At 59.8% G+C, this 13,511-nt stretch carries 8 protein-coding genes and 1 other RNA gene; 4 read left to right on the top strand and 5 right to left on the bottom strand.

Annotated elements, in window-relative coordinates; all coding sequences use genetic code 11:
• Positions 1 to 228 precede the first annotated feature (228 nt).
• A complete protein-coding gene (locus tag AC1DIH_RS07950; protein WP_054593225.1) occupies positions 229 to 543 on the top strand; it encodes a helix-turn-helix domain-containing protein in 315 nt (104 codons plus the stop codon).
• A gap of 136 nt (positions 544 to 679) precedes the next feature.
• Positions 680 to 1,048, top strand: coding sequence for a VOC family protein (locus AC1DIH_RS07945; protein ID WP_477771278.1), 369 nt, complete (start codon positions 680 to 682; stop codon positions 1,046 to 1,048).
• 119 nt (positions 1,049 to 1,167) lie between these two features.
• Here AC1DIH_RS07945 and ffs read toward each other — a convergent pair.
• The 5 genes from ffs to AC1DIH_RS07920 all read right to left on the bottom strand — a co-directional run bounded on the left by ffs (position 1,168) and on the right by AC1DIH_RS07920 (position 9,279).
• Positions 1,168 to 1,264, bottom strand: an RNA gene (gene ffs, locus AC1DIH_RS07940) — signal recognition particle sRNA small type.
• A 190-nt stretch (positions 1,265 to 1,454) separates the two neighbouring features.
• A complete protein-coding gene (gene ligA / locus AC1DIH_RS07935) occupies positions 1,455 to 3,812 on the bottom strand; it encodes an NAD-dependent DNA ligase LigA (RefSeq protein ID WP_477771277.1) in 2,358 nt (785 codons plus the stop codon).
• Between the two features lie 211 nt (positions 3,813 to 4,023).
• Positions 4,024 to 4,872, bottom strand: a complete 849-nt coding sequence (gene zipA / locus AC1DIH_RS07930; RefSeq protein WP_477771276.1) for a cell division protein ZipA — start codon at positions 4,870 to 4,872, stop codon at positions 4,024 to 4,026.
• 256 nt (positions 4,873 to 5,128) lie between these two features.
• Complete coding sequence (smc, locus tag AC1DIH_RS07925; RefSeq protein WP_477771275.1) at positions 5,129 to 8,617, bottom strand: chromosome segregation protein SMC; 3,489 nt, start codon at positions 8,615 to 8,617, stop codon at positions 5,129 to 5,131.
• Positions 8,618 to 8,619: 2 nt separating this feature from the next.
• Entirely contained in the window at positions 8,620 to 9,279 is a 660-nt protein-coding gene (locus AC1DIH_RS07920; protein ID WP_216744939.1) for a GntR family transcriptional regulator, read from the bottom strand.
• 265 nt (positions 9,280 to 9,544) lie between these two features.
• On the opposite strand from AC1DIH_RS07920, the gene xdhA reads away from it, so the two are divergent.
• Together xdhA and xdhB are read left to right on the top strand one after the other, a co-directional pair.
• A complete protein-coding gene (gene xdhA / locus AC1DIH_RS07915) occupies positions 9,545 to 11,014 on the top strand; it encodes a xanthine dehydrogenase small subunit (protein ID WP_477771274.1) in 1,470 nt (489 codons plus the stop codon).
• Complete coding sequence (gene xdhB / locus AC1DIH_RS07910) at positions 11,007 to 13,406, top strand: xanthine dehydrogenase molybdopterin binding subunit (RefSeq protein ID WP_477771273.1); 2,400 nt, start codon at positions 11,007 to 11,009, stop codon at positions 13,404 to 13,406. The genes xdhA and xdhB overlap by 8 nt, the downstream gene beginning before the upstream one ends.
• Positions 13,407 to 13,511 lie beyond the last annotated feature (105 nt).

The following is a 13,511-nucleotide window of genomic DNA, read 5'->3' as shown; positions in this document are numbered from 1 at the left end:
TTGAAACGGCATTTCGCTTCGTCAGCGGCGCCTCTGCACACCCTGCGAGGTAACGCAATGCTGGCCGTCTCACATTGCCTGGACTTATGAAGCCAGGTCACCAAATGCCTGTACGAAACGGGGATTCTACGAAATACATCACATTTTGCAAAGCAAGGTGATGGATCATGCAGTTGTCTAATGCAAAAATCTATCGTTAAGTTCTTGATTCTAAATGGGAATTGAGCGATGCAAATTTCAAGTTTGGGTCCAGCCATAAGGCGCTATCGCAAGGTGGCGGGGCTTACTCAGGCTGAACTCGGTGAAAAAACCGGTTTTGACCCCAAAACCATCAGCCGCTTCGAAACCGGCACCTATACCCCCAGCGTGGAAGCCCTGTTCATGCTTGCCGATGTGCTGGGAGTGAAGCTCAAAGCGTTTTTTGCCGATCTTGGCGACGAAGACGAACAGCGAGCGTATTTGTTCGGTGTCATACACAAAGCCACCCCGAAGGATCTGGGAAAGCTGATCGCGGCGGTAGACCAGGCCTTGTCCAAGCCTTAGAGCCAGAAACAAAAAAGAGCAGGCACGTGTATCGGCTTGATACACCTGCCTGCTCTTTTGCTATCGACTACTGACAGAAACTGACAGACCGACCGTTTAGGCTTGAGCCATCAACGCCAACGACATCGGAGTCGCCATGAACGCCCAACATTACCTGCTGCTGTACGTCGACAGCCCCGCCACCAGCGCCAACTTCTACAGCCGCCTGCTCGACAAACCACCGGTTGAACTGCAACCGACCTTCGCACTGTTCATTCTTGATTCGAGGCTAAAGCTTGGGCTCTGGTCCAGGCACACCGTTGAACCTGCGGCCGAAGCGGCGGGCGGTGGCGGCGAACTGGGATTCTCGGTGGCCGACGAACAGACAGTCGACACGCTGTACGCCGCATGGACCGCACAAGGGCTGCGCATCGCCCAAGAGCCGATCGCACTGGATTTCGGCTACACCTTCGTGGCGCTCGATCCGGATGGGCATCGGTTGCGGGTGTTTGCGCTTTCGGAATGACGGCGAGGTTGTTTCAGACGAAATGAGGCATCGATCAGGAACGATCAATGAGATAGAAATTCTGGATTTTTTTGAGGATCATAAGCCTTGCGAATGAAGGCTTGGCGTTAAGGTGGCGACCCCACCAGCCACACCCCGGCACACAATGTTCCCGCTGTGGCTGCTTCCTTCCGGATCTGACCAGGTTCACGGGTAATCGTTGCGGGGGGACCGATGGGGTCACCATAACGACGCTCACCTGACGGCGAGCCGCGCCATTGTACCTATCTGAGACGAAGTTACAACCGTTCGCGCAGATTAAAAAATATGAGGCACGTCAAGGACCTGCGTTGGTCCTGAAAAGATCGCGGCCTGCAGCGGCTCCTGCCGGTAAATGCCGACTCCGGAGCTGCCGCAGGTTGCGATATCAAACATTGATGCCGTGCGCCTTCAAAAACTCGACAAACGCCTCTTCGTCCAGCACCTTCAACCCCAGCTCATTGGCCTTGACCAATTTGGAGCCGGCGCCGGGCCCCGCCACTACACAATAGGTCTTGGCCGATACCGAGCCCGCCACCTTGGCGCCGAGGCTTTCGAGCTTGTCCTTGGCGACATCACGACTCATCAGCTCCAGAGAACCAGTGAGCACCCAGGTCTGGCCTGCCAGCGGCAAGCCTTCGACGACTTTCTTCTCGCTGTGCCAGTGCATGCCGAAGTCGCGCAACTGCTGTTCGGCATCCAGCGCCAACCGACGGTTCTGCTCGATGGCGAAGAATTCCCGAACGGCGTTGGCCTGCTTCTCCGGCAGCGCCTGGCGCATGTCCAGCCAGTCGGCGCTGATGATCGCTTCCAGCGAACCGAACTTGTCAGCCAGCTTCTGCGCCCCGCCCGGCCCGACCGAGGGAATGTCCAGTTTGTCGATCATCCCGCCCAGCGTGGTACTGGCGGCAAACTCGGCGCCCAATTCGCCCTGATCCTGAATCTCCAGGCCATGCTTGAGCAGTTCTTCGATCACCTTCCGGTTGTGCGCGTCTTCAAAGAAGCTGTGAATCTCGTAGGCGACTTCCAGGCCGACATCCGGCAAGTACGTCAGCACCTGCGGCAATGCCTGCTGAATCCGCGCAAGCGATGCCAGCGAGCGCGCCAGGACCTTGGCCGTCTCTTCACCGACATCCGGAATACCAAGGGCGTAGATGAAGCGCGCCAACCCCGGTTTCTTGCTGTCGGCAATCGCGCTGAGCAGGTTCTTGCTCGACAACTCGGCGAACCCTTCAAGATCGACGATCTGTTCGAAACTCAAGGCGTACAAATCCGCTGGCGAGCTGACCAGGCCTTCATCCACCAGCTGCTCGACACTCTTCTCGCCCAGCCCCTCAATGTCCATGGCCCGGCGCGAAACGAAATGGATAATTGCCTGCTTGAGCTGCGCCGCGCAGGCCAGACGCCCGACGCAGCGATATACCGCCCCTTCGCTGACCGTTTCACGACCCTTGCTGCGCTTGACCAACTGCGTGCGCTCGACATGTGAACCACAGACCGGGCAGCACTTGGGGATCTGTACGGGACGGGCGTTTTCCGGACGACGCTCGGTAACCACTTGCACCACCTGCGGGATCACGTCACCGGCGCGGCGAATGATCACCGTATCGCCGATCATCAGGCCCAGCCGCGCGACTTCGTCCATGTTGTGCAGTGTCGCGTTGGACACGGTCACACCCGCCACTTTCACCGGTTTCAAGCGTGCAACCGGAGTCACCGCACCGGTTCGGCCGACCTGGAACTCCACGTCGAGCAACTCGGTGAGCTCTTCCATCGCCGGAAACTTGTGGGCAATTGCCCAGCGCGGCTCGCGAGCACGAAAGCCCAGCTCACGCTGCGAGGCGAGGTTGTTGACCTTGAACACCACGCCATCGATTTCATAAGGCAGCGCGTTGCGGCGCTCGCCGATATCGCGGTAGTAATCCAGGCATTCAGCGATGCCCTTGGCCAGTTTCAACTCGTGACTGACCGGCAAGCCCCATTGTTTGAGTTGTTGCAGATTGCCAACGTGCGTGTCGGCAATCTCGGCCGAGACCTGGCCAAGACCGTAGCAGCAGAACTCCAGCGGACGACTGGCGGTAATCTTCGAATCCAGCTGACGCAAGCTGCCTGCCGCGGCGTTGCGCGGGTTGGCGAAGGTCTTGCCGCCGGCTTCCAGTTGCGCGGCGTTCAGGCGATCGAAACCGGCCTTGGACATATACACTTCGCCGCGCACTTCCAGGGTCGACGGCCAGCCGCTGCCCTGCAGCTTGAGCGGAATGTTGCGCACGGTGCGCACGTTGACGCTGATATCTTCACCGGTGGTGCCGTCGCCGCGAGTGGCGCCGCGCACCAGCATGCCGCCCTGATATAGCAAGCTGACCGCCAGGCCATCGAGCTTCGGCTCGCAGCTGTACTCCACCTCGGCGCCACCGCCAAACAAATCGCCGGCCGGCAAATCCAGACCTTCGGTGACCCGACGATCGAACTCGCGCATGTCGTTTTCTTCGAAGGCGTTGCCGAGACTGAGCATCGGCACTTCGTGCCGCACCTGAGTGAACGCCGCAAGCGCCGCACCGCCAACCCGCTGGGTCGGCGAGTCGACAGTGACCAGCTCGGGGTTTGCCGTTTCCAGCGCCTTGAGCTCATGGAACAGCCGATCGTATTCGGCGTCCGGAATGCTCGGCTCGTCGAGGACGTAGTAACGGTAGTTGTGCTGATCCAGCTCAGCGCGCAGCTCTTGAATGCGTTTTTCAACGGCGGTCATGGGTGCTCTCTCATAAAGCAAAAGAGCAGCCGAGGCTGCTCAATCTTCAAAATACGATAGCGTAAAGACGCAGATTCTGTGGCGAGGGAGCTTGCTCCCGCTCGGCGGCGAAGCCGTCGTAAACCAGAATGGGGCCGCTTCGCAGCCCAGCGGGAGCAAGCTCCCTCGCCACAAGAAGCTCTCTAGTCATAGAGAGCTTGACCATTCGATATCAGCGCTTCTGGGTCAGGGCGCGACGCTCGAACTCGACGATACGTTGACGGTAGTGCTCGATGGTCTGAGCGGTCAGCACGCTGCGCTGATCGTCCTTCAGTTCGCCATTGAGCTCCTGAGACAGTTTGCGGGCAGCCGCGACCATCACGTCGAAGGCCTGTTTCGGGTGGCGCGGGCCTGGCAAGCCGAGGAAGAAGCTGACGGCCGGGGTGCTGAACAGGTCGATATCGTCCAGATCGAACACGCCAGGCTTGACCGCGTTGGCCATGGAGAACAGCACTTCACCGTTGCCGGCCATGCTTTCGTGACGATGGAAGATATCCATCTCGCCAAAACGCAGACCGCTTTCCAGGATGTTCTGCAACAGGGCCGGGCCTTTGAAACCACCCGGGTCACGGCAGATCACGCTGATGACCAGGACTTCTTCTGCCTGCGGCTGTTCTTTATTGGCGGCAGCACTCGACGACTTGGTTTCGTCCGGGAAATCATCACGGCTGCTGAAGCTCGGGCCGCCATCCAGGTCCAGATTCAAATTCAGGTCGCCCTGGGATGGCTCGCCACCCCGCTTGCCGCGCTTGGAGCCCGATTCACGCGGCTCACGGGCAGGCATGCTCACCGACGGCAAGTCATGCTCGTCGAGTTGCGGTTCTTTATGGGTATCCAGCACGCGTGGCGGGCCCAGCAGTTCGGCACCACTGTCCTCGTCCGGCAGGTTGGACAGGCTTCGGTCCAGGCGAAACTTCAGCTTGCCCTTGCCGCCGCGCATGCGCCGCCAGCCATCAAAAAGAATACCGGCAATGACAATAATGCCGATGACGATCAGCCACTCGCGCAGACCGATTTCCATGTAATCCCGTGCCTCTATAAAAAATGCTGAAAAATAAGGGGTTTACAACCTGTAAACCGCTTTAAAACGTGGCGCCAACTCTATGTTCTGAATGGCGTTTTGCCCACGCATACGAAAAATTGACATTAAACTAGCACGACCAAAGATAACTTTACACCGTCAGTCACAATGGCTTCAGCCATTATGTCGATTAGCCAGCATTCTCTGCGGAAAAAAATCCCTGCTTCGCGCAAATATCTGGCCTACGCGCCATGACTCAGGCGTCCACCATCGCCATCGCCTCCTCGACATCCACAGCTACCAGACGCGAACAACCAGGCTCATGCATCGTGACCCCCATCAATTGGTCGGCCATTTCCATGGCGATCTTGTTGTGGGTGATATAGATGAACTGCACTGTTTGTGACATCTCTTTCACCAATCGGGCATAGCGTCCAACGTTAGCGTCATCCAGCGGTGCGTCAACTTCGTCGAGCATGCAGAACGGCGCCGGGTTCAGCTTGAAGATCGCAAATACCAGTGCCAATGCCGTCAGGGCTTTTTCACCGCCTGACAGCAAATGGATGGTGCTGTTCTTCTTCCCGGGCGGACGCGCCATGATCGTTACCCCTGTATCGAGTAGATCTTCGCCCGTCAGTTCCAAATAAGCGCTGCCTCCACCGAAAACTTTTGGAAAAAGAGCCTGCAATCCACCGTTAATCTGATCAAAGGTATCTTTGAAGCGATTGCGGGTTTCCTTGTCGATCTTGCGAATGACGTTTTCCAGCGTATCGAGCGCTTCCACAAGGTCAGCATCCTGAGCATCCAGATAACGCTTGCGCTCGGACTGCTGCTGATACTCGTCGATGGCTGCGAGGTTGATCGCGCCCAGTCGCTGAATTCGCGCAGCAATACGCTCGAGCTCTTCTTCGGCGTCTTTTTCGTTCGCTTCAGCCACCAGGGTGGCGAGCACCCCGTTCAGGTCATAGCCGTCTTCGAGCAATTGATCCTGCAAGGTTTTGCGGCGCACGGTCAGGGCCTGCCATTCCATGCGCTGCTGTTCAAGTTGACCACGGATCAGCTGTGATTGCTGCTCGGCCTGGCTGCGGCGTTTCTCGGCATCACGCAACTCACGGTCGGCATCTTCCAGGGCGATCTGCGCGGTTCTGAGTTCTTCGTCGACGCTCATGCGCTTGTCGAGCAACTCTTCAAGCTTGAGCCGCAACTCTTCCAGCGGTGCTTCGCCCTCCTCCAGATTAAGACTGAGCTGCTCGCGCTTTTCCGTCAGACGCTCGGACTGCAATTCCAGCCGTTCCAGCGCCTGACGGGTTGAATCGTGTTGCGCCTTGAGCGAGCCCAGACGCACCGCCAATTGGTGCGCGTGGTCTTTATGCTGACGGGCCTCCTGCCGCACCCGATCCAGGCGCTCGCGCAAGCTGTCGCGCTGAGCCAGCAGCAGCTCGCGCTGTTCGGTGTCGATCGCCATGCTGTCGAGGGCTTCCTGCAATTGCAGGCGCGACTCGCCAATCTGTTCATGTTCCAGCGCGCGTTGCTCCGCCAATTCACCGAGCTCTTCGTCGAGCCGCGTACGGCGTAACGTCAGTTGCTCGGCCTTGGCTTTACCGGCCGACAGCTGAGCTTTCAACTCGCCTTGCTGGCGCGCTTCGTCTTGCAGCAAACGGCGCAGGTGTTCGCGGCCATTCTCTTGCTGACGCTGCTGGGCGCGCAGGTTTTGCAGGGTGGTTTCCAGCGTCTCGACGGTGGCTTCGCGCTCTTCGCGCTCAAGCCCCAGACGCTGGATTTCCTGCCCGCGCGCCAACATGCCGCTCTCGGCCTCACTGGCGCGGCGCACCCGCAAGAAGTGCCGCCCAACCCAGTAGCCATCACGGCTGATCAGGCTTTCGCCGACCGACAATTGACCACGCAGCGACAGCGCCTGTTCAAGACTGTCCACCGGCTTGACCTGTCCCAGCCATGGCGACAGATCGATCTGCGCCTCAACCTTGTCGAGCAGGCTGCCGGGGATCCGCACACCATCGCTGGCTGGGCTGAGCAAACGCAGATCGCCTTGGGCAAAGCCGGACAGATCGAAGCCCGCGAAGTCATCGACCAGCACTGCTTGCAGGTCGGCACCGAGCACGGTTTCCACCGCCAGCTCCCAACCCGCTTCAACCTTCAAGCCTTCAGCCAGACGCGGACGTTCGGCCAGACGCTGTTCACGCAACCACTCGGCGGCGCCGGTGCCCGGATCAAGCGCCGCTTGCTGCAACGCCTCCAGCGAGGCCAGGCGCCCGTTGAGCCGTTGCAAGTCGCCCTGCGCCTGCTGCTGGTTTTGCAGGGCCAGCTGCAGTTCCTGACGCAACTGCTCAAGCCGCTCGACCTGCGCTTCTTCGCTGGCCTGCAAATCTTCGAGGGTTGCTTCACTGGCGGCAAGCTGTTCGCTCAGATCAAGGATCGCCGCGTCTTCCGGTGCTGCCGACAACAGGTCGCGCTCTTCGGCCAAGCGACGTTGGCGCTCGGCCAGGCGTTCCATGCTGGTTTCCAGCTGTTGGATGCGCGACTGCTGGACTTCGGCCTGACGCCGTGGCTCGGCCGAGCGCAGGTTGAAACTGTCCCACTGCTCCTGCCAGCCGTGCATGGTGGTTTCGGATTCTTCCAGCGCGGCGGCGGCCTCTTCAGCAGCGGCGCTGGTGACTTCCTGCTCGGGCGTGAGCATGTCCAGCTCTTCGCCGAGGGTCGCCAGCAAGGTGCGGTCGTGGCCCAGGTGCGACTCGGTTTCCAGGCGCGAACGCTCGGCTTCCTTCAAATCGTCCTGCAACTGACGCAAACGCTGCTGACCGTGCTGGATGCTTTGCTCGACCCGGGCGATATCGCCGCCGACCGAATAGAAACGGCCCTGCACCAGATTGAAGCGCTCAGACAGGTCGTGATGACCGTCGCGCAGCCGCTCGATGCTCGCATCGGCATTGCGCTGTTCAGCGACCAGGGCCTCGAAACTGATTTCCTGGTTGCCGATGATTGCTTCGCGCTGGCCGACCTGTTCGTTCAATGCCTGCCAGCGTAGCGCCGACAGCTGCGCCTTGAGCTGACGCTCTTCGGCTTTGTATTCCTGATACTTCTCGGCGGCCTGGGCCTGACGATGCAGGCGTTCGAGCTGACGTTCCAGCTCTTCACGCAGGTCGGTCAGGCGCTCAAGGTTTTCGTGGGTGCGACGGATACGGTTTTCGGTCTCGCGCCGGCGCTCCTTGTACTTGGAGATCCCCGCCGCTTCTTCAATAAAGTTACGCAGGTCTTCCGGCTTGGACTCGATCAGCTTGGAGATCATCCCCTGTTCGATGATCGAGTAGCTGCGCGGGCCCAGGCCGGTACCGAGAAAAATGTCGGTGATATCGCGGCGACGGCATTTGGTCCCGTTGAGGTAATACGTGGTCTGGCTGTCGCGGGTGACTTTACGGCGAATGGAGATTTCCGCGTAGGCCGCGTACTCGCCGAGCAACGTGCCGTCGGAGTTGTCGAACACCAGTTCGATGCTCGCCTGGCTCACCGGTTTGCGACTGGTGGAGCCGTTGAAGATGACGTCGGTCATCGACTCGCCGCGCAAGTTCTTGGCCGAGCTCTCGCCCATCACCCAGCGTACGGCGTCGATGATGTTCGATTTGCCGCAACCATTGGGCCCGACCACCGCCGCCATGTTACTGGGGAAGTTTACCGTGGTCGGGTCGACGAAGGATTTGAACCCCGCCAGTTTGATGCACTTGAGCCGCACGCTCAGGCAACCGGCAAGGCAGACAGCACCAGATCGCAACTGCGCCGGGCATAAGCCGAGAGCACGACGCGAATCTCTGGCAAATCACGAGCCAGCACGGCCGCGAGCAAGCGCTCGAACAGCTCGAGGAACTCACTCATCTCGGCCTTGCGCTGTTCCAGGGCGAGAAAATACGCACGGCTCATGGCCGGTTGCAGGTTCTCGACGGTTTCCTGCAAGTACGGGTTATTGGCGAATGGGTACGCCGCCCGCATCACGCTGAAACTGTCTTCGACAAAAGCGCGGATGTCCTGACGCTCGTAACTGGCGCTCAGGCGCTGCTGGATTTGCAGGAACGGCGCCATGTCGGCCTGGACCTGCCAGCCACTGGCCACTGAATTACCGAGCAGGATGTACAGCTCGCTCATCAGCGTGCACAGGCTCTGCACCTTGTGTGCGGTGAGTTCGGTCACATGAGCACCACGACGCGGCAGGATGGCGATCAGGTGCCGGCGCTCGAGAATCAGCAAGGCTTCGCGAACCGAGCCGCGGCTGACATTGAGGGCCAGGGTGACCTTCTGTTCCTGGATGCGCTCTCCGGGCTTGAGGTCGCCGCGAATGATGCGTTCGGCGAGGTGGTGAGCTATTTGCTCGGCGAGGCTGTCCGGCGCCTTGAACGTCATGGTTTTCCTTCAAACTCTTCGATCTGCACAAGCGGCGCAGTGTAGCGCACTTGCGGGGTGATGGCGCAGGGCCCAGCCAGCGGAATTTGGCACGATTCAAGCAAAAAGCGAGGTATCCCGCGAGGGTCAATAATGAAAGAAGCCGTTGTTGATCGGCAAAAGCGAATTTCCTGACCTTTAAGTCAGAAAATCATTGACCGAAAAGTCAGACCTGATAAATTCAGGTTCGTCGGTTAACAACAATAATGAGTCTGCGAGGCCTTCCGTGATCCAGTTTTTACTTAACCAGGAACTCCGTAGCGAGCACGCCCTGGACCCGAACCTGACCGTGCTGAACTATCTGCGCGAACATTTGGGCAAACCCGGTACCAAAGAAGGTTGCGCCAGCGGTGACTGTGGCGCGTGTACGGTGGTGGTCGGTGAATTGCAGACCGATGACAGCGGCCACGAACACATTCGCTATCGCAGCCTCAATTCCTGCCTGACGTTTGTGTCGTCGCTGCACGGCAAACAGCTGATCAGCGTCGAAGACCTCAAACACCAAGGCAAGCTGCACAGCGTGCAAAAAGCCATGGTCGAGTGCCACGGCTCACAGTGCGGCTTCTGCACACCGGGCTTCGTCATGTCGTTGTTCGCCCTGCAGAAAAACAGCGATCACGCCGATTCCCATAAAGCCCACGAAGCCCTCGCCGGCAACCTTTGCCGCTGCACCGGCTACCGGCCGATCCTCGCCGCCGCCGAACAAGTGTGCAGTGCCAGACAGCCCGACCAGTTCGATGCCCGCGAAGCCGAAACCATCGCTCGCCTGAAAGCCATTGCGCCGACCGACACCGGTGAACTGAACAGCGGCGATAAACGCTGCCTGGTGCCACTGACCGTCGCCGATCTGGCCGACCTCTACGACGCTTATCCGCAAGCCAGACTGTTGGCCGGCGGTACCGACCTGGCACTGGAAGTGACCCAGTTCCACCGCACGCTGCCGGTAATGATCTACGTCGGCAACGTCGCAGAAATGAAGCGCATCGAGCGCTTTGACGATCGCCTGGAAATCGGCGCCGCTACCGCCCTCTCCGATTGCTACGACGCCCTCAAGGCCGAGTACCCGGACTTCGGCGAATTGCTGCAACGTTTCGCCTCCTTGCAAATCCGCAATCAGGGCACCCTGGGCGGCAATATCGGCAACGCCTCGCCGATTGGTGACTCGCCTCCGCTGCTGATCGCTCTGGGCGCACAGATCGTGCTGTGCAAAGGCGAAACCCGTCGCACCCTGGCGCTGGAAGACTACTTCATCGATTACCGGGTCACTGCGCGCCAGGAAAGCGAGTTCATCGAAAAGATCATCGTGCCGCGCGCCAGCGCTGAACAACTGTTCCGCGCCTACAAGGTCTCCAAGCGTCTGGACGATGACATTTCCGCGGTCTGCGCGGCATTCAACCTGCGCATCGAAAACGGCGTGGTTACCGACGCCCGCGTCGCGTTCGGCGGCATGGCTGCGACGCCGAAACGCGCGAAAAGCTGCGAAGCCGCACTGCTCGGCGCGCAGTGGAGTTCACTTTCTCAAGGGCAGACAACGGTCGAACGTGCCTGCGCCGCCCTTGCGCAAGACTTCACACCGCTCACGGACTTCCGTGCGAGCAAGGAATACCGCCTGCTCAGCGCGCAGAACCTGCTGCGTAAATACTTCATCGAACTGCAAACACCGCACATCGAGACTCGGGTGACCGCTTATGTCTAACCATCACAAAGTCGAGAAGACCCAAGCCGAACTGGCCGAACTGTTTGCCAAGGACCTGACCACCGGTGTCGGTCGCAGCGTCAAGCACGACAGCGSCGACAAACACGTGTCCGGTGAAGCGCAGTACATCGACGATCGACTGGAATTCCCGAATCAGCTGCACGTTTACGCACGGCTCTCCGACCGCGCCCACGCGAAAATAATCAGCATCGACACCCAGCCCTGCTACGCCTTTGAAGGCGTGCGCATCGCCATTACCCATGAAGACGTGCCGGGCCTGAAAGACATCGGTCCATTGTTGCCGGGCGACCCATTGCTGGCCATCGACGACGTACAATTCGTCGGTCAACCGGTGCTCGCGGTGGCCGCGAAAGATCTGGAAACCGCACGCAAGGCGGCAATGGCCGCGATCATCGAATACGAAGATCTGGAGCCGGTGCTCGACGTGGTCGAAGCCCTGCGCAAACGCCATTTCGTGCTGGACAGCCACACCCACAAGCGCGGAGATTCAGCCACTGCGCTGGCGACCGCCGAGCACCGGATTCAAGGCACGCTGCACATCGGCGGCCAGGAACACTTCTATCTGGAAACCCAGATCTCTTCGGTGATGCCGACCGAAGACGGCGGCATGATCGTCTACTGCTCGACCCAGAACCCCACCGAAGTGCAGAAACTGGTGGCGGAAGTGCTCGACGTGTCGATGAACAAAATCGTCGTCGACATGCGCCGCATGGGCGGCGGCTTTGGCGGCAAGGAAACCCAGGCCGCCAGCCCCGCCTGTCTCTGCGCGGTAATTGCGCACCTGACCGGGCAGCCGACCAAAATGCGTCTGCCACGGGTCGAAGACATGCTGATGACCGGCAAGCGTCACCCGTTCTACATTGAATACGATGTGGGCTTCGACGACAGCGGACGCCTGCACGGCATCCAGCTGGAACTGGCCGGCAACTGCGGTTGTTCACCGGACCTGTCGGCGTCGATCGTCGACCGGGCGATGTTCCACTCGGACAACTCGTACTACCTGGGCGACGCGACCATCAACGGTCATCGCTGCAAGACCAACACCGCATCGAACACCGCCTATCGTGGCTTTGGTGGCCCGCAAGGAATGGTCGCCATCGAAGAAGTGATGGACGCCATCGCCCGTCATCTGGGCCTCGATCCGCTGGCCGTGCGCAAGGCCAACTACTACGGCAAGACCGAGCGCAACGTCACCCATTACTACCAGACCGTCGAGCACAACATGCTCGAGGAAATCACCGCCGAGCTGGAAGAAAGCAGCCAGTACGCCGAACGCCGCGAAGCGATCCGCCGCTACAACGCCAACAGCCCGATCCTGAAAAAAGGCCTGGCGCTGACCCCGGTTAAATTCGGTATTTCCTTCACTGCCAGCTTCCTCAATCAGGCCGGTGCGCTGATTCACGTCTACACCGACGGCAGCATTCATCTGAACCACGGCGGCACCGAAATGGGCCAGGGCCTGAACGTCAAAGTCGCGCAAGTCGTGGCCGAAGTGTTCCAGGTTGAAATCGACCGTGTGCAGATCACCGCGACCAACACCGACAAAGTGCCGAACACCTCGCCGACCGCCGCGTCCAGCGGTGCCGACCTGAACGGCAAGGCTGCGCAAAACGCCGCCGAAATCATCAAGCAACGCCTGGTGGAATTTGCCGCGCGCAAGTATGCGGTCAGCGAAGAAGACGTGGAGTTTCACAACGGCCACGTGCGGGTTCGCGATCAGATCCTGACCTTCGAAGAACTGATCCAGCAGGCGTATTTCGCCCAGGTGTCGCTGTCCAGCACCGGCTTCTACAAGACCCCGAAAATCTACTACGACCGTAGCCAGGCTCGCGGCCGGCCGTTCTACTACTACGCGTTTGGCGCAGCCTGCGCCGAGGTGATCGTCGACACCCTGACCGGCGAATACAAAATGCTCCGCACCGACATCCTGCATGACGTCGGCGCTTCGCTGAACCCGGCCATCGACATGGGCCAGGTCGAGGGTGGCTTCATCCAGGGCATGGGCTGGCTGACCATGGAAGAGCTGGTCTGGAATGCCAAGGGCAAACTGATGACCAACGGCCCGGCCAGCTACAAGATCCCGGCGGTCGCCGACATGCCGCTGGATTTGCGGGTCAAGCTGGTGGAAAACCGCAAGAACCCGGAAGACACGGTGTTCCACTCCAAAGCCGTAGGCGAGCCGCCGTTCATGCTGGGCATCGCCGCCTGGTGTGCGATCAAGGATGCGGTGGCGAGCCTGGGCGATTACCGGCATCAACCAAAAGTCGACGCGCCGGCCACACCGGAGCGGGTGTTGTGGGGCTGTGAGCAGATGCGCCAGTTGAAGGCGGTGAAAGCCGTGGAAGCCGAAACCGAGCTGGCTTCGCTGTAAAGACCGCGTCGCGGCCAATCGCGAGCAGGCTCGCTCCCACAGGGTTATGTGCTGATTGTTGGACCTGTACAAATCCAATGTGGGAGCGAGCCTGCTCGCGATGAG

This window comes from Pseudomonas sp. 05N36 (assembly GCF_056397385.1).
The sequence above is the reverse complement of the archived record's forward strand: the minus strand, read 5'-3'. Positions and strand labels throughout refer to the sequence as shown.